Here is a 21,958-nt window from a genome sequence, read left to right as displayed (position 1 = left end):
CACTTGGCGAGTGTCAAGCGGCGGGGCGTGCCAGGGTCAGCACGTGCTCACGGAGTTTGACCGTGGCTTGCGGCGACGCAACCAGCGCATAGCCACTGGCCAACTGTTCAAAGTGAGCTTCGAACAACCAGTTGCGGTCCTGCGTGTAGCGTTGCATGTGCTTCACGTTGCGCTGGCGCAGCGTGTTGCGCAGCGGCGACGGATAAATGCGCATGTCGGCCACGTCGATCAGGCCGAACTCACCATCGTCCATCAGCAGAACGTTGCCCAAGTGCAGCGAGCGGAAGTACACGCCGCGCTCATGCAGCTGGGCCATGAACCTGCCAAAGCGTTCGATCAGCGATTCTCGCAGGCTGCTGTCCAGGCTTTGCAGCGCCTGGCGCAGTGTCAGGCCGGGGAGTGGCTGATAGCGCACGGCACTGCTGCCATCGCGCAAACTGTACACATCCAGAATCCGCGGTGACGCGATACCCAGTTGCTGCAGGTGTTCGCTGTTGCTGGCAAAGCGTTCCGAATACGGATTGAAACCCCCGGAGGTGTACCAGCGGCGCGCCCTGAACAGCTTGAGGAAGCTGCCGTCCTCAAGGCGCAGGACCTTGGGCCCAAGACCATCTTCCTCGATGACGGCAGCGCCTTTACGCAGGGCGTCGAACGCCAGCGGTGCGGGCGTTTGCACACGCATGCCGAGCAGGCTGCGACGGCGCTTGGCGATACTCAGGCCGGCGATCAGCGCCAGCGGAATCCACAGCAGGAACCAATGCTCTTTAGGGCGCGACAGGATCCCGCCGCCTTCAGTCAGGCCGGCGCCGATGCCATAGGCCAGCAGGGCGGACGCCAGCAGAAACAGCGGTTGTGCGCGCTCTTTGAAACCTTTGTACAGGCCCCAGCCGAGCATGAAGATCCACGGGATAAAGCCGATGATGCCGACGTAATAGAGCACGCCGAGAGCAAAGCTGTGCGGTTCCATCAGTTCGTAACCGTCCACGATCAAGGACAGTTCGGAGTCGTAGCTATGGCCGATCAGCGGATGGTCGGCGATACGCTGCAGGGTCATGCCCCACAATTCAAAACGGTACGAACTGCCACGCTCGGTAATCGCTTCAGGATAAAACAGCAGCAGCGCTGCAGCGCCAAGCACCAGGGCCGCGATCATCAGTGCTGAACGGCGATTGCGGCTGACAAAGGCGATCCACACGGCGGCCAGCGTCAGCGCAACCAGCGGCGTGCGAGAGCCGGTGGCCAGGACCGCGAGCGTCATGATCGCCAGCGCAGGCGCGCTGAACAACAACACCTGCAAGCGCTGGGTGGTGATGCAGACATAGAGCCAATAGATGCAGAAAAAGCCGAACAGATGGGAGCTCAGCAGTGGGTTATCGAGAGCACCCAGGCCGCCGATCATGCGCATGCTCACGCCGGGCACGAAGCCTTTGGCGAACGCCACCAGGTTGAACAGGCACACCACCAGGGCAATGACGGCGGCGCTGAAAAAGATCGGTTTGAACAGCTCGCTGCGGTAGTGCAGCAACAGCCCACAGCCGGCAAACAGCATGAAGGTTTGCAGCGGCACCTTGAACAGGTTGGAGTCGCCGGTGGGTTGCGGGCTCCACAGCACGGTGATCAGCGCCCAGGCGCAAAATGCCAGAAGCGCAATGATCAAAGGTTCGCGCAGCAGTTCTTTGATTTCCCGCGGGCGCAGGCACAGCAGGAACAAGGTCGGCACACTGAAAAAGCCGTAGTAGAGACGGTGCATGACGTTGCGGTTGGTGACGTAGAACAATGAACTCAGAAGCAACAACAAGCCAATGGGCAAAATCCATAGGACCAAGAAGTCGAAAACGCGATTTGAGCCATAAATAAGGCGCTTGGAGTGCATACAGAAAAGCCATTCCAGAATAGAGAAAGCCGACCATCTTAAAGTAGTGGCTATATAATGTCGTCGGCTGGATCCAACCAGGCCGAGGGTCATACCGGGTGCAAGTACAACAGAGAAGCTGTGCTAAAGTCAGCCTCCTTTTTCAAAACGCCGCGTGATATGACCGACTCCAGTCCGAGCGCAAGCCCTTCGAGCTTGAAAATATACTTCCGCCTGCTCATGTACGTTAAGCCCTACGCCGGCTTGTTCGCATTGAGTATTGTCGGATTTCTGATTTTCGCGTCGACCCAGCCCATGCTGGGGTACATCCTCAAGTACTTCGTCGACGGTTTGTCCAACCCTGAAGCGGTGCTGTTTCCCAGCGTACCGTTCCTGCGTGACCTGCAATTGCTGCAAGCTGTGCCGTTGTTGATCATTCTGATCGCAGCCTGGCAGGGCCTGGGTTCGTTCCTGGGCAACTACCTGTTGGCCAAGGTTTCCCTGGGCCTGGTCCACGACCTGCGCGTGCAGTTGTTCAACAACCTGCTGACGCTGCCCAACCGCTACTTCGACAACCACAACTCCGGGCACCTGATTTCGCGCATCACCTTTAACGTGACCATGGTCACGGGTGCGGCGACCGATGCCATTAAAGTGGTGATCCGCGAAGGCATGACGGTGATCTTCCTGTTCGCCTCGCTGCTGTTCATGAACTGGCGCCTGACGCTGGTGATGATCGCCATCCTGCCGTTGATTGCGGTGATGGTCAGCACGGCCAGCAAGAAATTCCGCAAGCAGAGCAAGAAGATCCAGGTTGCCATGGGTGACGTGACCCACGTGGCCTCGGAAACCATTCAGGGTTACCGCGTGGTGCGCAGCTTCGGCGGCGAAGTCTACGAGGAGAAGCGTTTCCTCAAGGCCAGCCAGGGCAACACCGACAAGCAACTGCGCATGACCCGCACCGGGGCGATCTACACCCCGTTGCTGCAACTGGTGATCTACACCGCCATGGCGGTGCTGATGTTCCTGGTGCTTTACCTTCGCGGTGATGCGTCGGCGGGTGACATGGTGGCCTACATCACATTGGCCGGGCTGTTGCCCAAGCCGATCCGTCAATTGTCGGAAGTCAGCTCGACCATCCAGAAAGGTGTGGCCGGCGCCGAGAGCATTTTCGAGCAGTTGGACGAAGAGCAGGAAATCGACCGCGGCACCGTTGAGCGCGACAAGGTCAGCGGCCGCCTGGAAGTGCGTCACCTGAACTTCACCTACCCAGGCACTGAGCGCCATGTGCTCAAGGACATCAGCTTCACCGCCGAGCCTGGGCAGATGATCGCGCTGGTGGGGCGTTCCGGCAGCGGCAAGTCGACCCTGGCCAGCCTGATTCCGCGTTTCTACCACCACGAGAGCGGTGAAATCCTGCTCGACGGCGTAGAGATCGAAGATTACAAACTGCTTAACCTGCGCCGGCACATCGCCCAGGTGACCCAGCATGTGACCTTGTTCAGCGACACCGTCACCAACAACATCGCCTACGGCGACCTGGCCGGCGCGCCACGTGCGGACGTTGAAGCGGCGGCGGCGGATGCCTATGCCAAGGACTTCATCGACCAATTGCCGAAGGGTTTCGACACCCAGGTTGGCGAGAACGGCGTGCTGTTGTCCGGCGGCCAGCGTCAGCGCCTGGCGATCGCGCGGGCGTTGCTCAAGAACGCGCCGTTGCTGATTCTCGACGAGGCCACCTCGGCCCTCGACACCGAATCCGAGCGGCACATCCAGGCCGCACTGGACAAAGTCATGCAGGGCCGCACGACGTTAGTGATTGCGCATCGCCTCTCTACCATTGAGAAAGCCGACCTGATCCTGGTGATGGACGACGGCCGGATTGTCGAGCGCGGCACTCACGCCGAGCTGCTGGCCCAGAACGGCTATTACGCCCGTCTGCATGCCATGGGCCTGGATGCGCCGGTACCGGCTGACATCACCTGAGTCAGGGGCCACCGGCCCAGTGTGGGAGCGGGCTTGCTCGCGAATGCGGTAGATCAGTCATAGAGATGTCGACTGACACGCCGTCTTCGCGGGCAAGCCCGCTCCCACATTTGTTTCATCGGCGGATTCGCTCTCCGTCTCCCGTACCATCTTCTGTCACGCCCTCCACAAGCCTCCTGTAACCCTGTGCTAATATCGCGCCCCTGTTCATTTTGTATGTGGGTTGCTCCATGAAGTTGTCCATGCCGCGATTCGATCAAGCCCCTGTCTTGGTGGTCGGCGATGTCATGCTCGACCGTTACTGGCATGGCGGTACCTCACGGATTTCCCCTGAGGCACCGGTACCGGTAGTCAAGGTCGAGCAAATCGAAGACCGTCCAGGTGGCGCTGCCAACGTTGCCCTCAATATTGCCGCGCTCGGCGCCCCGGCCTCCCTGGTGGGTGTGACCGGCGACGACGAAGCCGCCGACAGCCTGGCCAACAGCCTGCGCGGTGCCGGCGTGCGCGCACTGTTCCAGCGCATCGCCCATCAGCCGACCACCGTCAAGCTGCGGGTCATGAGCCGTCACCAGCAATTGCTGCGTATTGATTTTGAAGAACCCTTCGCCACCGACGCCTTGGCGCTGAGCGAGCAAGTCGACACGTTGCTCGAAGGCATCAAGGTGCTGGTCTTGTCCGACTACGGCAAAGGCGCCCTGAAGAACCACCAGATGCTGATCCAGGCCGCCAAGGCCCGCAACATTCCGGTACTGGCCGACCCCAAGGGCAAGGACTTCTCGATTTATCGGGGCGCCAGCCTGATCACGCCAAACCTCAGCGAGTTCGAAGCCATCGTCGGCGGTTGCGCCGACGAGCACGAGCTGGTGACCAAGGGCGCCACGTTGATGGCCGACCTCGACCTGGGCGCCTTGCTGGTGACCCGTGGCGAGCATGGCATGACGCTGCTGCGTCCGGGCCACCCGGCGATGCACTTGCCGGCGCGTGCACGTGAAGTGTTCGACGTTACCGGCGCTGGCGACACCGTGATCTCCACCCTGGCTGCCTCGATTGCAGCCGGTGAGGAATTGCCCCACGCCGTGGCCCTGGCCAATCTGGCGGCAGGCATTGTGGTCGGCAAGCTGGGCACCGCGGCCATCAGCGCGCCGGAATTGCGCCGGGCTATCCAGCGCTCCGAAGGCTCCGAGCGTGGTGTGCTGACCATTGAGCAATTGCTGCTGGCGATTGACGATGCGCGGGCCCACAACGAAAGCATTGTGTTTACCAACGGCTGTTTCGACATCCTGCACGCCGGTCACGTGACCTATCTTGAGCAGGCGCGAGCCCAAGGCGATCGCCTGATCGTTGCGGTCAACGACGACGCTTCGGTCAGCCGCCTGAAAGGCCCTGGCCGTCCGATCAACAGTGTTGATCGGCGCATGGCGGTATTGGCCGGTCTGGGCGCGGTGGACTGGGTGATCAGCTTCTCTGAAGGGACTCCGGAAAACCTGTTGGCCCAGGTCAAGCCCGATGTATTGGTCAAGGGCGGCGACTACTCCGTCGATCAGGTCGTGGGTGCCGATATCGTCGGCGCTTACGGCGGCACGGTGAAGGTGCTGGGCCTGGTCGAGAACAGCTCGACCACCGCCATTGTCGAGAAGATCCGCAACAATGAGTAACGCTGATAAGTGGGTCCTGATCACCGGCGGTGCCGGTTTTATCGGTTCGCATCTGGTTGATGCGTTGCTTGCCAAAGGCTATGCCGTGCGGGTGCTGGATGACCTGTCCACCGGCAAGCGCAGCAACCTGGCGTTGGGCAACCCGCGTGTGCAACTGATTGAGGGTGATGTGGCCAATGCCGAGCTGGTGGCGCAAGCCGCCGTTGGCGTGAGCGCCGTGGTGCACCTGGCCGCAGTGGCCTCGGTGCAGGCGTCGGTGGATGACCCGGTGAGCACTCACCAGAGCAACTTCGTCGGTACCCTGAATGTCTGCGAAGCGATGCGCAAGGCCGGGGTCAAGCGCGTGGTGTTTGCGTCCAGCGCGGCGGTGTATGGCAACAATGGTGAGGGCGCGTCGATTGACGAAGAGACCACCAAGGCGCCGCTGACACCTTATGCCTCGGACAAATTGGCCGGTGAGCATTACTTCGATTTCTACCGCCGCCAGCATGGCCTTGAGCCGGTGATCTTCCGCTTCTTCAACATCTTCGGGCCACGCCAGGATCCGTCCTCGCCGTATTCCGGGGTGATCAGTATTTTCAGCGAGCGTGTGCAGCAGGGTGTGCCGATCAGCGTGTTTGGTGATGGCGAGCAAACCCGCGATTTCATGTACGTGGAAGATTTGGTCGATGTGCTGGTACAGGCCATCGAAGCGCCTGACGCGCCGCTGGGTGCGATCAACGTAGGCTGGAACCGCACCACCACGCTCAAGCAGGTGTTGCAGGCGCTGGAAGAAGTGGTGGGTCAGTTGCCGACGATCACTTACGGCCCGGCACGCTCGGGGGATATTCGGCATTCGCGGGCCAATAACCAGCGGCTGTTGGCGAGTTTCACGCTGCCTGAGCCCACGCCGTTGAAGGTGGGCCTGGAGCGGTTGCTCACGGGCTGAACACCGTCAACTGTAGGAGCCGCTTTATCTGGGAGCCGGGCAAGCCAGCGCCCAGATCAGAGCGGTTTCACCCCTTGGCTTTTTTCTTCGGCACAATCTTGCGCAGCATCTGCCGCGCCTTGCCGGTCAATCGCTCCAGTTTTGACTCTTTTTCAGGCTGGGCCAGGCCTTGCTGCCTGAGCCAATCCTTCCAGCGAATCCGCTCATCACGTACCAACCAGCCGTCTTGCTGAGCAAAGCTTTCGGCCAGGTATAAACCGCGTGTGCTGGCGGGATACAGCTGGTCTTTCTTGACGGTGTACAGCTCTGCTACAGGCTGGCCATCTTTGAGCGGCATCAGGTACAAGTCCGGGCGCTTGCGGTCCAGCCGGGCTACCAACTGGTCGCCTTCAAGTCGCTCATCCACATGAAACAGGCTGAGGGATTTGGCTTCCTTCGGCACCTCAAGGCGCAAGTCATAAATCAATTGCAGCGACGCCGTCGGCAGGTGCACGTAGGCCCGTGGGCGCTCGATCAATTGCGTGGTCGCGCAGCGAACCGGGCGGGCGGCGCCCGACAAAGGGCTCAACCGAAACGGCAGTGCTTCACGGTAATGCAGGGCGGTGGAGTAGGGCGCCGGCAGCCAGGTGTCGTTGAAGCGTCCGCCGAGCCAGCCTTCAGGCGTCTCCAGCAGGCATTCTTCGGCAATTTCCTGGATGGCGGTGTGCAGCGGCAGGTTCAGTTCGTGGGCCGGCACATAGCCCGAGATCAGCTTGAGCACCACGTCGCCACGGTCCTGGCGGCGTTGGCGGACCAATACCCAGTAATCCTTGTTTTGCCAGTGCAGGGTCAGTCGCACCGACACACCGAGATTCGCCAGTTCCAGGGCGAAACGCTCCGGGTCCGCCACCTCCACCGGCTTGCGCCGTTGCAGGGTCTGGGCGAAGTTGAGCGGCATGCCCACGCTCTGGTAACTCAGGCCTTCGGGGGTGGCTTCGACGTGCAGCGGCAGTGTTTTAAAGTTGCTGGGGTTTTTTCTAATAAGCGTGCGCGGCATGTCGGCTCCTTCTTGCGACGGGGTCGGCCGCGTCGGCGGCATCAGAGTTGACGAATGACCTTGGCAGCGGTCGCCACGTTATGGGCCAGGTGCAGCGGATTAATGGTCCCGACAATAGCACTGGCGACGCCCGTTTGCGCAAACAACAACATGAAACTGGCGTGAATTGGATCCATTCCAGGCTCCAGGCACACGTGGCCGCTGGCCAGGGCTTTTTTCACCAGGATGCCTTTGCCATGGGCAGCGGCGTAATCAATGACGGGTTTCTCGCTCTGTTCGTTCAGATTGTAGGTGACCATTGCGCAATCACCTTGTTCCAGAGCCTTCACGCCGCCTTCGACGGTTTTGCCGGAGAAGCCGAAACCGCGAATCTTGCCCTCTTTTTTCAGCGCTGCCAGGGCCTGGTACACCTCGCAATCATTGAGGATATGCAGGTCATTGCCATCGGAGTGCACCAGCACCAGGTCGATAAAATCCGTTTCAAGTCGTTTCAAGCTGCGCTCGATCGACATCCGCGTATGGGCCGCACTGAAATCATGCTGCGACACGCCATCGGCAAACTCTTCACCCACCTTGCTGACAATCACCCAGTCATTGCGTTGGCCGCGTAACAGCGGCCCCAGGCGTTCTTCGCTGCGGCCGTAAGCCGGCGCGGTGTCGATCAGGTTGATGCCCAGCTGGCGTGCCTGGCGCAGCAGCATGCGCGCCTCGTCATCATCAGGAATCTGGAAGCCGTTGGGGTATTTCACCCCTTGGTCGCGGCCCAGTTTTACTGTGCCCAGGCCCAGTGGCGACACCAGCAGGCCGGTGCTGCCCAAGGGGCGATGCAGATCGTGCAGGGTGGGCAGGCTCATGGCAACAGGTGCTCCCAGGCAGGCTGGCCGAGGGCTGGTTTTGGCAGCTCGGGCAGGGCGTCTTTGTTGGCGCTGGGCTGGATGCCGTCGCGTTGCAGGGCGTTGAGTACGCGGTCAGCGAAGTCTGGCGCCAGCGCCAGTTTGGTCGGCCAACCCACCAGCAGGCGGCCCTCTTCGGCAAGGAACGCATTGTCGGGGCGGGTCAGGCCCGATTGCAGCGGCTCGGCGCGGTCCACGCGCAAGGTCGCCCATTGCGTCTGGCTCATGTCGATCCACGGCAGCAATTGCGCCAGCTCTTTTTGCGCAGTGGCGATCTGTTCTTCAGGTGTGCGCGCCACGCCATCGGCCTCGGCGATATCGCCGCCCATGTACCACACCCAGTTGCCATCGGCGGCCGGGTGGGTGGTGATGGTCAGGCGTGGCTTGGTGCCGCCGCCCAGGCAGTGCGCATACAGCGGCTTCAAGCCCGGGCCCTTGGCGATGATCATATGCAGCGGGCGCTTTTGCATGGCGGGCTGGCTCAGGCCCAGGGCGCTGAGCAAATCAGCCGTGCCGCCACCGGCACTGAGCACGATGCGCTGGGCGCGAATCTCACGGCCGTCAACCTTCAAACCCACCAGGCTATTGCCATCGCGCAGCGGTTCGATGTGCTGGCCGGCGAGCAAACCGTCACCCGCCAGTTGGGCCAGACGCTCGATCAGGCTCGGCACGTCGACCACCAGCTCGGCCAGGCGGTAGACCTTGCCCTTGAAGCGACGGTCCTGCAGGGCCGGCGGCAATTCGTCGCCCTTGACCTGGTCGACACGGCCACGCACGGCCTTGCTGGCGAAGAAGCTGGTGAGGTTGCCGGCGAGTGTGCCGGGCGACCACAGGTAATGGGCTTCGGACAGCAGGCGCACGCCGGACAGGTCGAGTTCGCCATCACCCGCCAACGCCTCGCGCCAGCGGCGCGGCATGTCGGCAATCGCTTCGGACGCGCCGGTGAGCGCGCCGTGCAGGGCGTATTTCGCGCCGCCGTGGATGATCCCCTGGGACTTCACGCTTTGCCCGCCGCCCAGCGTGGCGCTTTCCACCAACACCGTGGAAAACCCCTGGCGGCGCAGGCGCGCGTTAAGCCAGAGGCCAGCAACCCCGGCGCCGACAATCAGAACGTCGGTGGAAATAACGGATGGCATCGGCGACCTCAGTGTTCAAGACAAGAGGCGCAGTATACAGGCTGTTGAGTGGCGGTCAGTGCCCGGCGGTTTTCGAGAACAGCTGAATCACCACCACGCCCAGCACAATCAGGCCCATGCCCAGCATCGCCGGCAGGTCGAGCTTTTGCCCATAGATGAACAGCGCGGCGACACTGACCATCACGATGCCCATGCCGGCCCACACCGCATACGCCACGCCCACCGGCACGGTGCGCACCACCAGGGTCAACATCCAGAACGCAATGCCGTAGCCGACGATGACCAGCGCCAGTGGAAGCGGTGTGCTCCAGCCCTTGACGGCTTTCATGGACACGGTTGCGATCACTTCCGAGCAAATGGCGATGGCCAGGTAGAGGTAGGCGGCATTCATGGGGTAATCCTCGGTGTGTGACGTACTTGAATAAGGTCAGCATTCTAACGCTTCGGCAGATGGGATAAAGTCATTACCTATCCGAATTCAAGATGGGTTAAACCATGAGCGTGCAGTGGAACCTGGACCAGATGCGCCTGTTTGTCAGCGTTGCCGAACAGCGTTCGTTTTCGGCGGTGGCCCGCGACCAGCGCAAGGCGCAATCGGCGGTGAGCAACGGTATCGCCCTGCTGGAAGCGGACCTGGGGCTGAGCCTGTTTGAGCGTAGCAGTGGCCGCCAGCCGCGCCTGACCGAAGCCGGCAGTGTGTTGCTGGAGGAAGCCCGTGAGGTATTGCGCCAGTGTGAACGGCTCAATGGCCGCGCGCTGTCACTGACGCGTGGCGAGGAAGCCTGCCTGCGCCTGGCCCAGGACGAGGCCATGTTGTTTCAGCCGGTACTCGACAGCCTTGAGGCGCTGGCCGGGCAATACCCGCAGCTGGAGGTGCAGCTTTCCAGCGCCGCTCAAGGCGATGTGGCGCGCAAGTTGGTGGAGCGCAAGGCCGACCTGGGCCTGTTGTTTTACCACGACCAAATCCCTGAGGCGCTTGAGCGGCGGGTGGTGGGCAGTGTGGAAATGGTCACCGTGTGCGGTGTGAATCATCCGCTGGCCAAGCAACCGTACGTGACCTGCCAGCATCTGGCGCAGTTTCGCCAACTGTTGATGTCGACCCAGACCAGCGTCTACCCCGGCAGCGAAGCCGCCAGCCCTCTGGTGTGGCGCGCCGACAGTTTCTACGTGTTGGCCGAATGGCTGATGAGTGGCCTGGGCTGGGCCTGGCTGCCGCGGCACATCGTGCAGTACCCGACTTATCAACAACAAATGGTTGAGCTGGACAGCGAATGGACACCGCCCGCGCTGGTGGTGGAACTGGTTTGGCGCCGTGACGAGCACCTCGGTCCCGCAGCGCGCTTCCTGGCCGCACGATTTGCCGAGTGCTTGCAGGCGATCGACTGAAAAAGCCGATAAACTCCGCCGCCATGAATAGAACTCTCTACAGCTGTCTGTTTTACCTGGCGCTGCCGTTGGTGGCTTTACGTCTGTGGCTGCGTGCGCGCAAGGCGCCGGCCTACGCCAAGCGCGTCGGCGAGCGGTTCTCCTATGGCCTGCCGGTGATGCAGCCGGGCGGGATCTGGGTGCATGCGGTATCGGTAGGTGAAAGCATCGCCGCCGCGCCGATGATTCGCGGGTTGATGGCGCGGCATCCGACGCTGCCGATCACCGTCACCTGCATGACGCCCACCGGTTCCGAGCGCATCCAGGCGCTGTTCGCCAATGAACCGCGCGTACAGCATTGCTACTTGCCGTATGACTTGCCGTGCGCGGCCAAGCGTTTTCTAGATCGCGTGCAGCCTAAGCTCGCCGTGATCATGGAAACCGAGTTGTGGCCCAACCATATTCACGCCTGTGCCCAGCGCGGTATTCCGGTGGCGTTGGCCAATGCGCGGTTGTCGGCGCGTTCGGCCAAGGGCTACGCACGATTCGCCAAGCTCACCGCACCGATGCTGGCGCAAATGAGCCTGTTCGCCGTGCAGACACACACCGAAGCCCAGCGCTTCCTGAGCCTGGGCGCGCGCCCGGAAACCGTCGAGGTGACCGGCTCGATCAAGTTCGACCTGACCATCAACCCCGAGCTGCCGGCGCGCGCTGCCGCTTTGCGCGAGCAATGGGGCGCCAGCGAACGCCCGGTGTGGATCGCCGCCAGCACACACGAAGGCGAAGACGACGTGGTCCTGGCTGCGCATCGCCAGCTGCTCGAAAGTTATCCCAATGCATTGTTGATTCTGGTGCCGCGTCATCAGGAGCGCTTCGGCCCGATGTTCGAGCTGTGCGGGCAGCAAGGATTCACCACGGTGCGCCGCTCCAGTGGCGAGCCTGTGACGGCGCAAACGTCGGTACTGCTCGGCGACACCATGGGCGAGTTGCTGTTTCTCTACGCCCTGGCCGACAGCGCGTTTGTCGGCGGCAGCCTGGTGCCGACGGGCGGGCATAACCCGCTGGAGCCGGCAGCGCTGGCCAAGCCTGTGATCATGGGGCCGCACCTGTTCAACTTCCTTGAAATCAGCGCAATGATGCGCGAGGCCGGGGCGTTGCGGGAGGTGGATGACGCCCAGGGCTTGGCCGAGGCGGTACGGCAGCTGTTCGAGCTGCCGCAGGATGCGCGCAAGATGGCGCAGGCGGGGCTGGCAGTGATGCAGGCCAACCAGGGCGCACTGAAGCGCCTGCTGGATGGGTTGGACAGGCTGATTCAACGCTGACCCAAAGGTGGGAGCTGGCTTGCCTGCGATGCAAACGCCTCGGTCCATCAGGTAGACCGAGGTGATGCTATCGCAGGCAAGCCAGCGCCCACATTGGTTTTGTGGTGTGCTCAGTAACCGGGGCGAGCCTTGAGCTGTTCGGCAGCGGCCTTGGCCAGGTCCGGTGGCAGGAAGTCTTTGTCCGGGTTGTAGTCAGCCTTGAGGTAGCGCGTCAGGTCCTGCAAATCGCCGGGGCTCAGCGTGCCCGCCGCCTGCTTCAAGCGCAGGTTGTCGAGGATGTAGTCGTAGCGGCTGTTGTTGTAGTTGCGCACCGACGAGTAGAGCTGGCGCTGTGCATCCAGCACGTCGACGATGTTGCGCGTGCCCACCTGATACCCGATTTCCGTGGCTTCCACCGCGCTCTGGTTGGAGATGATCGACTGGCGGCGTGCCTGCACCTGTTCCACGTCGGTGTTCACCGCGCGGTGCAGGTTGCGGGTGTTTTCCACCACTTGGCGGCGCAGGCCTTCGCGTTGTTGCTCGCTTTGGTCGAGGCGTGAATAGGATTCGCGCACTTGCGAGCTGGTGAGGCCGCCGCTGTAGATCGGGATGTTCAGGCGCAGGCCGATGGTGCGTTGCGACACATCACCGCCGTAAGGGATGGGCAGTTGATTCGGGTTGCTGAAACCCAGCGCGTCGTTGTCACCCTTTTCGTATTGCGCCACGGCGTCGAGGGTCGGCAAGTGGCCGGCCTTGCGCTGGCGCAGGGTTTCTTCGGCGGCGGTGACCGCGTAGTTGCTGGCCAGCAGGTTGAGGTTCTGGCGGCCGGCCGTTTCGACCCAGGCCTTGGCGTCATTCGGCGCCGGTGGCAGCACCGGCAGCGTGTGCACGATGCCCTGGATCGCGTTGTACTCGCGGTTGGTCAGGGTGATCAGCGCTTCGAAGGCGTCATCCACCTGGCGCTGGGCGACGATGCGGTTGGCGCGGGCGGTGTCGTAGCTGGCCTGGGATTGCAGCACGTCGGTCTTGTCCGACAGGCCCACGTCAAAGCGTTCGTTGGACTGATCGAGCTGGCGCTTGAAGGCATTTTCTTCAGCCTTGGTCGACGCCAGGTTGTCCTGGGCGCGCAGCACGGCGAAGTAGTTCTCGGCGCTTTGCAGGATCAGGTTCTGTTCGGTGGCCGAGAGCTGCAGCGAGGCCTGCTCGTTGACGGCTTCGGCGGCTTGCAGCTGGAACCAGCGGTCGGCACGGAACAGCGGCTGACTCAAGGTTGCGCGCCAGGAGTGCGCATCACGGTTGGCGGTGGCCGCCGGCTGGTCGATCTGGGTGCGCACGTTATTGCTGTCGGCACCGGCCGACAGGTTCGGCAGCAAGCCGGCACGGGCCTGGGGCACCACTTCTTTCTGCGCGCCGTATTGGGCGCGGGCGGCGGCCAGGTCGGCGTTGTTGTTCACCGCTTCCTGGTAGACGCTGACCAAATCGGTTTTGGCGGACAAGGGCGCTTCAGCTGCCCAGACCATTCCATTGGTCGCACAAGACACGGCAAGAGCCAGTGAGAGTTTGCGCAGCATGAGGCGATCCCTAGTGTGAATATTACGGCGATAATTTAGCGCCCAAGGCTAAGGCTGGCCATTTCTGGCGTCAAGCCATTGTGGCGGCAACCGAGTGTAGTGTTGCTGACCCGGCGCAACAATCCCGCAATCACGCCATTCATCACGCTGAATGCACCGCCATTGGCAATTTGCCCACGCCATGGTCTAGACTGGCCGCGTTCTTGTCGGGGTGCCTTGTTGGAAGGCTGAGATCGGTAAATACCGGATCCCGTTGAACCTGATCAGGTTAGCGCCTGCGTAGGGAACAAGATTTCTCGTCACCCGGCGAGTCCTCTTGTGCTTCGTCCGGGATGTTGTTCGACAATCGAACAGCCCTCGTGCCTTGCACAGCACTGGTTTCAGTGCGTCCATCCGTCACAGGTTCGCTCCGACAAAAATCCACCGCCTGGATAGTTGGAGAGCCCGTGATGAGCACAGATATAAAAAGTACAAAACTGAAAAACACCGTGCACTTGAGTGAATCGGCCAAGGTCGACTCCGGCTCCGTGCAGCCGTTTACCCGCTCACAAAAAATCTACGTGCAAGGCACTCGTCCGGACATTCGTGTGCCGATGCGCGAGGTCAGCCTGGACGTGACCCCCACCGACTTCGGCGGCGAAATCAACGCGCCCGTGGTGGTCTACGACACCTCCGGCCCGTACACCGACCCGAATGTGATCATCGACGTGCGCAAAGGCCTGGGCGATGTGCGCTCGCCGTGGATCGAGTCGCGTGGCGACACCGAGCGCCTGTCGGGCTTGAGCTCGCACTTCGGCCAACAGCGCCTGAGCGACGCCGAACTCACCGCGTTGCGTTTTGCCCACGTGAAAAACCCGCGCCGCGCCAAGGCCGGCGCCAACGTCACGCAGATGCACTACGCGCGCAAAGGCATCATCACCGCCGAGATGGAATACGTCGCCATCCGCGAAAACATGAAGCTTGAAGAAGCCCGCGCCAGCGGCCTGCTCGATCAGCAACACGCCGGCCACAGCTTCGGCGCCAGCGTGCCGAAAATCATCACCCCCGAATTTGTGCGCGAAGAAATCGCCCGTGGCCGCGCGATCATCCCGGCCAACATCAACCACACCGAACTGGAACCGATGATCATCGGCCGTAACTTCCTGGTGAAGATCAACGGCAATATCGGCAACAGCGCATTGGGTTCGTCCATCGAAGAAGAAGTGGCGAAACTGACCTGGGGCATTCGCTGGGGTTCGGACACCGTCATGGACTTGTCCACCGGCAAACACATTCACGAAACCCGCGAATGGATCATCCGCAACTCGCCGGTGCCGATCGGTACCGTGCCAATCTACCAGGCCCTGGAAAAAGTCGGCGGCGCCGCTGAAGACCTGACCTGGGAGCTGTTCCGCGACACCCTGATCGAACAGGCCGAGCAGGGCGTCGACTACTTCACCATCCACGCCGGCGTGCTGCTGCGCTACGTGCCGCTGACGGCCAAGCGCGTCACCGGCATCGTCTCGCGTGGCGGTTCGATCATGGCCAAGTGGTGCTTGGCGCACCACAAAGAGAACTTCACCTACACGCATTTCGATGAAATTTGCGAAATCATGAAGGCCTATGACGTCAGCTTCTCCCTTGGCGACGGCCTGCGTCCTGGCTCGATTGCCGACGCCAACGACGCCGCGCAATTCGGTGAGCTGGAAACATTGGGCGAACTGACCAAGATCGCCTGGAAGCACGACGTGCAAACCATGATCGAAGGCCCCGGCCACGTGCCGATGCAACTGATCAAAGAGAACATGGACAAGCAGCTCGAGTGCTGCGACGAGGCGCCGTTCTACACCCTCGGCCCGCTGACTACAGACATTGCACCAGGCTACGACCACATCACCTCGGGCATCGGCGCGGCGATGATCGGCTGGTTCGGTTGCGCGATGCTTTGCTATGTCACGCCCAAGGAACACTTGGGGCTGCCGAACAAGGATGACGTGAAGACCGGGATCATCACTTACAAGATCGCGGCGCATGCTGCGGATTTGGCCAAGGGCCATCCGGGGGCGCAGATCCGCGATAACGCCTTGAGCAAGGCGCGGTTCGAGTTCCGCTGGGAAGACCAGTTCAACCTCGGCCTGGACCCGGACACCGCGCGCTCGTATCACGACGAAACCTTGCCGAAAGACTCGGCCAAGGTCGCGCACTTCTGCTCGATGTGCGGGCCGAAATTCTGCTCGATGAAGATCACCCAGGAAGTGCGTGAGTACGCCGCCAACCAGCGCATTGAAGCGGTGGATGTGGACGTGGCCAAGGGCTTGGCCGAGCAGGCAGAGCGGTTCAAGCAGGAAGGCAGTCAGCTGTACAAAAAGGTCTGATCCAGAGACGGTGGTGCCTGCACTGCCGTCATCGCGGGCAAGCCCGGCTCCCACATTTGATCGGGTTCCGCCTTTGGAATGCGGTCGGATGTGGGAGGTAGTCAGCTGTACAAAAAAGGTCTGATCCGGGATTGCGGGCGCCTGTAAGGGCCTCTTCGCGGGCAAGCCCGCTCCCACATTGATCGGGTTTCACCTTTGGAATGCAGTCGAATGTGGGAGGTAGTCAGCTGTACAACAAGGTCTGATCCGGGATTGCGGGCGCCTGTAAGGGCCTCTTCGCGGGCAAGCCCGGCTCCCACATTGATCGGGTTCCACCTTTGGAGTGCGGTCGAATGTGGGAGGGAGTCAGTTGTACAAAAAGGTCTGATCCGGGGTTGCGGGCGCCTGTAAGGGCCTCTTCGCGGGCAAGCCCGCTCCCACATTGATCGGGTTCCACCTTTGGAGTGCGGTCGGATGTGGGAGGCGGTCAGCTGTACAAAAAGGTCTGATCCGGGGTTGCGGGCGCCTGTATGGGCCTCTTCGCGGGCAAGCCCGCTCCCACATTTGACCGGGTTCCACCTTTGGAATGCGGTCGAATGTGGGAGGCAGTCAGCTGTACAAGAAAGGTCTGATCCGGGGTTGCGGGCGCCTGTAAGGGCCTCTTCGCGGGCAAGCCCGCTCCCACATTGATCGGGTTCCACCTTTGGAGTGCGGTCGGATGTGGGAGGTAGTCAGCTGTACAACAAGGTCTGATCCGGGATTGCGGGCGCCTGTAAGGGCCTCTTCGCGGGCAAGCCCGGCTCCCACATTTGACCGGGTTCCACCTTTGGAATGCGGTCGAATGTGGGAGCGGGCTTGCCCGCGAATGCAATCTCTCAAACAACACATGTCCCTCAGAGATAACACCCTTGAGCATTCAACCGAGTACCTACTCCCCTGATATCGCGGTGCCGAGCGACAAACGCGTCTTCGGCGCCCGCGACCTGTTTTCCCTGTGGTTTTCCCTCGGCATCGGCCTGATGGTCCTGCAAACCGGCGCGTTGCTCGCTCCGGGCCTGGGCTTGTCCGGTTCGCTGTTGGCGATTTTTCTCGGCACGCTGGTGGGCGTGCTGTTGCTGGCCGCCGTCGGCGTGATCGGCAGCGACACTGGCCTGTCCGCCATGGCCGCGCTCAAACTCAGTCTCGGCGCCAAGGGCGCCAGCCTGCCGGCATTGCTGAACCTGCTGCAGCTGGTCGGCTGGGGCTCATTCGAAATCATCGTGATGCGCGATGCCGCCAGTTTGCTGGGCACGCGAGCATTCAGCGAGGGTAGCCTGCTGGCGAGTCCTTTGCTGTGGACGCTGTTTTTCGGTGGTTTGGCGACGTTACTGGCCGTCAGTGGCCCGCTGACTTTTGTGCGCCAGATCCTGCGCAAGTGGGGCATCTGGCTGCTGCTGGCCGCCTGCCTGTGGCTGACCTGGAACCTGTTCGCCAAGGCCGACCTCGCCGCGTTGTGGGCAACACCCGGTGACGGCTCGATGCCGTTCGCGGTGGGTTTTGATATCGCCATCGCCATGCCGCTGTCGTGGCTGCCGTTGATTGCCGATTACTCGCGCTTCGGCAAACGCGCAAAAAATGTATTCGGCGGGACGGCGCTGGGCTTTTTTATCGGCAATTTCTGGCTGATGAGTTTGGGGGTGGCCTATACCCTGGCGTTTGCGCCCAGTGGAGAGGTGAATGCGCTGTTGCTGGCGCTGGCCGGTGCGGGTCTGGGCATTCCGCTTTTGCTGATCCTGTTGGACGAGTCGGAAAACGCCTTTGCCGATATTCACTCGGCGGCAGTCTCCAGCGGGATTTTGCTGCGTTGGAAGGTCGAACACCTGGCGTTGGCCATCGGCGTTATCTGCACGCTGATCGCCTGCTTCGCGCCGTTGGCGCAATACCAGAACTTCCTGTTGCTGATCGGCTCGGTGTTCGCGCCGCTGTTCGGCGTGGTGCTGGTGGATCACTTTATCCTGCGCCGCCGTGGCCAGGGTTCAGTTGGCAACCTGCACTGGGCGGCGCTGGTGGCCTGGCTGGGTGGCATTGCCACGTATCACGTGCTGGCCAACCTGTATCCGGATATCGGCGCGACCCTGCCGGCACTGGTGCTGGCAGGGCTGTTGCAGTTGATATTGGGCCGGGTCTTCAGTGGCGCGCGGGCATCAGTTCAGGCTTGAGCACGCCCGTCAGACGCGCATAGGGGATGGTCATTTCGATCAGCCCCAATGCGTAAGGGCCGATGGTGGCCACGTTGTACTTGAGCACCACGCCGTCGCTGGTCAAGGCCACGTTCGGGGTTTTCTGGAACGGCCAGTTCTTGACGAACTCCGGGTCGCGGTCCATCTGCGAATTGATCAGCCAGCTATTGTGGGCGACTTTCGCGGTGTTCCAGAACGCCTGTTCCTGGCCCGGCAGCAGCATGTCGGTCAGGCTCAGCTCTTTGTGCTGCAGGCGTGAATAGTTGATGAAGCCACGGCCGGGCTCACCGTGGGCGGCTCCGGTGTCCAGGTAGCTCGAAACTTCAATGATCACCAGTCCGTCATGCTGGTCACGTACCTTGGCCTGCAAGTACATGCTGTTGCGGTCCGGCGATTCGCGCAGGAACTTGTCCCGGTAGGCATTCAGCGTCGGCGGCACGCTGGCGCCGGGCGTGGTGCGGGTCATTTGCAGCAGGCGTTGCTCCACAATCGTGTCGAGCTGCGGCTCGCTGGGGAAGTGCACGGTATCAATGTTCACCAGCGGGCAGTCAGGGCTGCCGCAGCCGGGTTTGATCTGTTCGGAGGCGTCCGATTTGGTGTCCAGCGGCTTCAGGTAGCTGGGCTGGAACAGGCTCTGGCAGGCACCCAGGGTCAAGGCAATACAAGCCACGGAGGCGATTTTTAAAAGCGACATGTGCGTCCTTCGGAAATCGATGGAAAGCGAAAAAGAGTAGCGCTTCGACTGCGAACAGAGCCGTCAGTTCGCCACTAAGCTGATTAGAGTGAGTTTGACCTCCGCCGTCTATCCCGGCAACTGGAAAGGGGCTGCATCAAGTGGCAAGGGCGCGTTAGGATGGCGCGAATTGCACCCGCGTAAACGAGGAAGAATATGACGGACATTGCCAAATCGACGCCGAACAAAATCGAAATTGTTCAGCGCGACAATGCCTACAAGGGCTTCTACAAGCTTGATCGCGTGCAGCTGCGCCATGAGAAATTCGACGGCGGCATGAGCCGGGTGATCAACCGTGAAGTCTTTGTTCGGCACGACGCGGTGTGCGTGTTGCCATATGACCCGCAGCGCGATGAAGTGGTGCTGATCGAGCAGTTCCGCGTGGGCGCCATGGGCCGTACCGACAACCCGTGGCTGATAGAAATGGTTGCCGGCCTGATCGACAAGGATGAAGCGCCGGAGGAGGTTGCACACCGAGAAGCCGAGGAGGAAGCTGGGCTGACATTCTCTGCGCTGTGGCCAATCACCCAATATTTCCCATCGCCCGGTGGCAGTACCGAATTTGTCCACTTGTACCTGGGCCGTTGCGACAGCACCGGGGCCGGTGGCGTCCATGGACTGGAAGAAGAGGCAGAAGATATCCGCGTCACCACCTGGGCCTTTGAAGATGCCTTGCAAGCGGTGCGTGACGGCAAAATTTCCAACGCAGCCAGCATTATCGCCCTGCAATGGCTTGCGCTTAATCGCGCGGAAGTGAGGGGGTTATGGCAGTAAAGGCACGGGAACGATATCGCGTTGACTTGATCGGGTTGCAAGCCGCCTGTGAGGCCAACTATGCGCGGCTGATGCGCTTGCTGCCCGACATGCGCCACACCCCCGAGGCACGGCGTATTGCCGTGACCCACGGCGACCAGATGCTTGGCGTGCTGACCCTTGAAGTCATCGTCAACTGCCCGTACACCACCACCCTGCGCGTGCGCCAGGAGCACAGCCTGCCGTGGCTGCCGGTGCCGCAGTTGGAGGTGCAGGTCTACCACGATGCGCGCATGGCCGAAGTGATCAGCGCCGAACATGCACGACGCTTTCGCAGCATCTATCCTTACCCGAACGTGTTCATGCACCAACCCGATGAGAAAGCACAGCTCAATGTGTTCCTCGGTGAATGGCTGAGCCACTGCCTGGCCCTGGGCCATGAGTTTGAAGTCGTGCGGTAGATGTGAACTGCGTCTTTCCTCTTTGCGTCCTGCCCTAGCATAATCGCCCACATGTCCTTTTCTGTGATTGCCTTGGGAGAGCGCCTTGCCGAGCGTATCCACCGTGAACCCTGACGCGCCAGCGCTGCTGGTGCAGCTGTCCGACAGCCACCTGTATGCCGAGGCCGACGGGGCGCTGCTGGGCATGAACACCCGCGAAAGCCTGCAGCGAGTGATCGGGTTGGTGCGCTCGCAACAGCCGCAGATCGATTTGCTGCTGGCCACCGGCGACCTGTCCCAGGACGGCACGCTTGAGTCCTATCAACAGTTTCGCGACCTGACCCGACAGATCGACGCTCCGGCGCGCTGGATTCCCGGCAATCACGACGAGCCGCAGATCATGGCCCACGCCGCCGAACACAGTGATTTGCTGGAGCCGGTCGTCGACATTGGCAACTGGCGCGTCACCTTGCTGGATTCGGCTGTTCCAGGCTCGGTGCCCGGTTACTTGCAAGATCAGCAACTGCAATTGCTTGCCCAGGCCTTGAGTGAGGCGCCTTCCCGTCATCATCTGGTGTGTTTTCACCATCATCCGGTGCCCATTGGCTGTGCGTGGATGGAGCCCATCGGCCTGCGCAACCCGGAGGCTTTGTTTGCGGTGCTCGACCGCTTTCCGCAGGTCAAGGCGCTGCTCTGGGGCCATGTGCATCAGGAAATCGACCGCGATCGCAACGGCGTGCGCTTGCTGGCGTCGCCGTCTACCTGCATTCAGTTCGCGCCGGGCAGCGAAGACTTCAAGGTCAGCGAGCAAGCGCCGGGTTACCGCTGGCTGCGCCTGCACGCCGACGGGCGGTTGGAGACCGGCGTAGAGCGGGTCGAAGGTTTCGCGTTTACCATCGATTACGGCAGCAACGGCTACTAAAAGCTGCAAACACTGGTTAAAAGTGTGGGAGCTGGCTTGCCTGCGATAGCGGTATACCGGTTGATAAATGTGTGACTGATACACCGTCATCGCAGGCAAGCCAGCTCCCACAGTGGATCTTCTGTGTCCTTTGGATAGAGGGCCTCACACACCACCCCGATCCCTGTAAACTGCGCCTCTTTGGCTGACGCACGGAGAGCCCGGCATGTCTGCTTCGATCTTGTATATCCACGGTTTCAACAGTGCGCCGGCCTCCAACAAGGCCAGTCAGTTGATGACCGTGATGAACAGCCTCGGCCTGGCTGACCAATTGCGCGTGCCGGCCCTGCATCACCACCCGCGCCAGGCAATTGTTCAATTGGAAGAAGCGATTGCGCAGCTGGGGCGGCCGCTGCTGGTCGGCAGCTCACTCGGCGGCTACTATGCAACCCATCTTGCCGAACGCCATGGCCTCAAGGCGCTGCTGGTCAACCCGGCGGTCAGCCCGCATCGGATGTTTGACGGTTACCTGGGGACCCAGAAGAACCTCTACACCGATGAAACCTGGGAGCTGACCCACGACCACGTCGCGGCCCTGGACGAACTGGAAGTGCCAGCCCCGCAGGACGCCGCGCGTTATCAGGTGTGGTTGCAGACCGGGGATGAAACCCTGGATTATCGCCTCGCCCAACAGTATTACCGGGCCTGTGCCTTGCGCATCCAGGCCGGTGGCGACCATGGCTACCAAGGGTTCGCCCAGCAACTGCCGGCGATGTTGAGCTTTGCCGGCATTGGTGCAGATCAGTATCAATCCTTCGACTTTGCAGCCCTGTAAAGCCGCAGGTTACTTTTTAAT

The 21,958-nt window shown here is 61.5% G+C and carries 18 protein-coding genes and 1 riboswitch; of the genes, 11 read left to right on the top strand and 7 right to left on the bottom strand.

Annotated elements, in window-relative coordinates; all coding sequences use genetic code 11:
* Positions 1-13: 13 nt before the first annotated feature.
* Positions 14-1,873, bottom strand: coding sequence for an O-antigen ligase family protein (locus AC19YS_RS04425; protein WP_500601025.1), 1,860 nt, complete (start codon positions 1,871-1,873; stop codon positions 14-16).
* A 159-nt stretch (positions 1,874-2,032) separates the two neighbouring features.
* Between AC19YS_RS04425 and msbA the strand changes: the two genes are divergently transcribed.
* From msbA to pgnE, 3 genes are all read left to right on the top strand, one after another.
* Complete coding sequence (gene msbA / locus AC19YS_RS04420) at positions 2,033-3,838, top strand: lipid A export permease/ATP-binding protein MsbA (RefSeq protein ID WP_106577592.1); 1,806 nt, start codon at positions 2,033-2,035, stop codon at positions 3,836-3,838.
* Positions 3,839-4,068: 230 nt separating this feature from the next.
* Positions 4,069-5,493, top strand: a complete 1,425-nt coding sequence (gene hldE / locus AC19YS_RS04415) for a bifunctional D-glycero-beta-D-manno-heptose-7-phosphate kinase/D-glycero-beta-D-manno-heptose 1-phosphate adenylyltransferase HldE (RefSeq protein ID WP_106577765.1) — start codon at positions 4,069-4,071, stop codon at positions 5,491-5,493.
* A complete protein-coding gene (gene pgnE, locus AC19YS_RS04410; protein WP_145160105.1) occupies positions 5,486-6,421 on the top strand; it encodes a UDP-N-acetylglucosamine epimerase PgnE in 936 nt (311 codons plus the stop codon). The genes hldE and pgnE overlap by 8 nt, the downstream gene beginning before the upstream one ends.
* A 67-nt stretch (positions 6,422-6,488) precedes the next feature.
* On the opposite strand, the gene AC19YS_RS04405 is transcribed toward pgnE, so the two are convergent.
* Genes AC19YS_RS04405 through AC19YS_RS04390 form a run of 4 tightly spaced genes read right to left on the bottom strand, consistent with a single transcriptional unit; the run spans position 6,489 to position 9,877 of the window.
* Complete coding sequence (locus tag AC19YS_RS04405; protein ID WP_500601024.1) at positions 6,489-7,457, bottom strand: metal ABC transporter ATPase; 969 nt, start codon at positions 7,455-7,457, stop codon at positions 6,489-6,491.
* Between the two features lie 41 nt (positions 7,458-7,498).
* Positions 7,499-8,311, bottom strand: coding sequence for an aldo/keto reductase (locus AC19YS_RS04400; RefSeq protein WP_500601022.1), 813 nt, complete (start codon positions 8,309-8,311; stop codon positions 7,499-7,501).
* Positions 8,308-9,486: an NAD(P)/FAD-dependent oxidoreductase gene (locus AC19YS_RS04395; RefSeq protein WP_500601021.1), complete on the bottom strand. Its 1,179-nt coding sequence runs from the start codon at positions 9,484-9,486 to the stop codon at positions 8,308-8,310. Before AC19YS_RS04395 ends, AC19YS_RS04400 begins: the two co-directional genes overlap by 4 nt.
* Before the next feature lie 55 nt (positions 9,487-9,541).
* Positions 9,542-9,877 (bottom strand): DMT family transporter, encoded by a 336-nt coding sequence (locus AC19YS_RS04390; RefSeq protein ID WP_106577597.1) that lies wholly within the window; start codon positions 9,875-9,877, stop codon positions 9,542-9,544.
* A 104-nt stretch (positions 9,878-9,981) separates the two neighbouring features.
* Between AC19YS_RS04390 and AC19YS_RS04385 the strand changes: the two genes are divergently transcribed.
* Together AC19YS_RS04385 and waaA are read left to right on the top strand one after the other, a co-directional pair.
* Positions 9,982-10,872 carry a LysR family transcriptional regulator gene (locus AC19YS_RS04385; protein WP_106577598.1) on the top strand — a complete coding sequence of 297 codons (891 nt, stop codon included), beginning with the start codon at positions 9,982-9,984 and terminating at the stop codon, positions 10,870-10,872.
* A 23-nt stretch (positions 10,873-10,895) separates the two neighbouring features.
* Positions 10,896-12,173 (top strand): lipid IV(A) 3-deoxy-D-manno-octulosonic acid transferase, encoded by a 1,278-nt coding sequence (gene waaA, locus AC19YS_RS04380; protein ID WP_500601019.1) that lies wholly within the window; start codon positions 10,896-10,898, stop codon positions 12,171-12,173.
* A 110-nt stretch (positions 12,174-12,283) separates the two neighbouring features.
* Here waaA and AC19YS_RS04375 read toward each other — a convergent pair whose 3' ends face one another.
* Positions 12,284-13,723 (bottom strand): TolC family outer membrane protein, encoded by a 1,440-nt coding sequence (locus AC19YS_RS04375; RefSeq protein ID WP_106577600.1) that lies wholly within the window; start codon positions 13,721-13,723, stop codon positions 12,284-12,286.
* Positions 13,724-13,920: 197 nt separating this feature from the next.
* Positions 13,921-14,026: riboswitch (TPP riboswitch) on the top strand.
* A 146-nt stretch (positions 14,027-14,172) separates the two neighbouring features.
* Between AC19YS_RS04375 and thiC the strand changes: the two genes are divergently transcribed.
* Complete coding sequence (gene thiC, locus AC19YS_RS04370; protein ID WP_106577601.1) at positions 14,173-16,077, top strand: phosphomethylpyrimidine synthase ThiC; 1,905 nt, start codon at positions 14,173-14,175, stop codon at positions 16,075-16,077.
* An 887-nt stretch (positions 16,078-16,964) separates the two neighbouring features.
* Positions 16,965-18,254, top strand: coding sequence for a putative hydroxymethylpyrimidine transporter CytX (gene cytX, locus AC19YS_RS04365; protein ID WP_169368071.1), 1,290 nt, complete (start codon positions 16,965-16,967; stop codon positions 18,252-18,254).
* Here cytX and AC19YS_RS04360 read toward each other — a convergent pair.
* Positions 18,223-18,969 (bottom strand): RsiV family protein, encoded by a 747-nt coding sequence (locus tag AC19YS_RS04360; RefSeq protein WP_106577603.1) that lies wholly within the window; start codon positions 18,967-18,969, stop codon positions 18,223-18,225. The genes cytX and AC19YS_RS04360 overlap by 32 nt on opposite strands.
* A gap of 195 nt (positions 18,970-19,164) precedes the next feature.
* Between AC19YS_RS04360 and AC19YS_RS04355 the strand changes: the two genes are divergently transcribed.
* The 4 genes from AC19YS_RS04355 (at position 19,165) to AC19YS_RS04340 (ending at position 21,937) form a co-directional block, all read left to right on the top strand.
* Entirely contained in the window at positions 19,165-19,782 is a 618-nt protein-coding gene (locus AC19YS_RS04355) for an NUDIX domain-containing protein (RefSeq protein ID WP_119737947.1), read from the top strand.
* Entirely contained in the window at positions 19,773-20,222 is a 450-nt protein-coding gene (locus AC19YS_RS04350; protein ID WP_003209507.1) for a DUF1249 domain-containing protein, read from the top strand. The genes AC19YS_RS04355 and AC19YS_RS04350 overlap by 10 nt, the downstream gene beginning before the upstream one ends.
* 85 nt (positions 20,223-20,307) lie before the next feature.
* Entirely contained in the window at positions 20,308-21,123 is an 816-nt protein-coding gene (cpdA, locus tag AC19YS_RS04345; RefSeq protein WP_106577605.1) for a 3',5'-cyclic-AMP phosphodiesterase, read from the top strand.
* A 205-nt stretch (positions 21,124-21,328) separates the two neighbouring features.
* Positions 21,329-21,937 (top strand): YqiA/YcfP family alpha/beta fold hydrolase, encoded by a 609-nt coding sequence (locus tag AC19YS_RS04340; protein ID WP_500601015.1) that lies wholly within the window; start codon positions 21,329-21,331, stop codon positions 21,935-21,937.
* Positions 21,938-21,958 lie beyond the last annotated feature (21 nt).

The sequence above is a fragment of the Pseudomonas sp. MF08831 genome, from assembly GCF_059862645.1.
Note: the sequence above shows the minus strand (reverse complement) of the source record. Positions and strands in the feature narration are given on the sequence as shown.

Bases quoted from the DNA above. Each gene is read 5' to 3' on its own strand.
- msbA (WP_106577592.1), top strand. From the start codon at position 2,033: ATGACCGACTCCAGTCCGAGCGCAAGCCCTTCGAGCTTGAAAATATAC.
- AC19YS_RS04355 (WP_119737947.1), top strand. From the start codon at position 19,165: ATGACGGACATTGCCAAATCGACGCCGAACAAAATCGAAATTGTTCAG.
- AC19YS_RS04350 (WP_003209507.1), top strand. From the start codon at position 19,773: ATGGCAGTAAAGGCACGGGAACGATATCGCGTTGACTTGATCGGGTTG.
- AC19YS_RS04400 (WP_500601022.1), bottom strand. From the start codon at position 8,311: ATGAGCCTGCCCACCCTGCACGATCTGCATCGCCCCTTGGGCAGCACC.
- thiC (WP_106577601.1), top strand. From the start codon at position 14,173: ATGAGCACAGATATAAAAAGTACAAAACTGAAAAACACCGTGCACTTG.
- AC19YS_RS04395 (WP_500601021.1), bottom strand. From the start codon at position 9,486: ATGCCATCCGTTATTTCCACCGACGTTCTGATTGTCGGCGCCGGGGTT.
- AC19YS_RS04390 (WP_106577597.1), bottom strand. From the start codon at position 9,877: ATGAATGCCGCCTACCTCTACCTGGCCATCGCCATTTGCTCGGAAGTG.
- AC19YS_RS04385 (WP_106577598.1), top strand. From the start codon at position 9,982: ATGAGCGTGCAGTGGAACCTGGACCAGATGCGCCTGTTTGTCAGCGTT.
- waaA (WP_500601019.1), top strand. From the start codon at position 10,896: ATGAATAGAACTCTCTACAGCTGTCTGTTTTACCTGGCGCTGCCGTTG.
- AC19YS_RS04425 (WP_500601025.1), bottom strand. From the start codon at position 1,873: ATGCACTCCAAGCGCCTTATTTATGGCTCAAATCGCGTTTTCGACTTC.
- AC19YS_RS04375 (WP_106577600.1), bottom strand. From the start codon at position 13,723: ATGCTGCGCAAACTCTCACTGGCTCTTGCCGTGTCTTGTGCGACCAAT.
- AC19YS_RS04360 (WP_106577603.1), bottom strand. From the start codon at position 18,969: ATGTCGCTTTTAAAAATCGCCTCCGTGGCTTGTATTGCCTTGACCCTG.
- pgnE (WP_145160105.1), top strand. From the start codon at position 5,486: ATGAGTAACGCTGATAAGTGGGTCCTGATCACCGGCGGTGCCGGTTTT.
- AC19YS_RS04405 (WP_500601024.1), bottom strand. From the start codon at position 7,457: ATGCCGCGCACGCTTATTAGAAAAAACCCCAGCAACTTTAAAACACTG.
- hldE (WP_106577765.1), top strand. From the start codon at position 4,069: ATGAAGTTGTCCATGCCGCGATTCGATCAAGCCCCTGTCTTGGTGGTC.
- AC19YS_RS04340 (WP_500601015.1), top strand. From the start codon at position 21,329: ATGTCTGCTTCGATCTTGTATATCCACGGTTTCAACAGTGCGCCGGCC.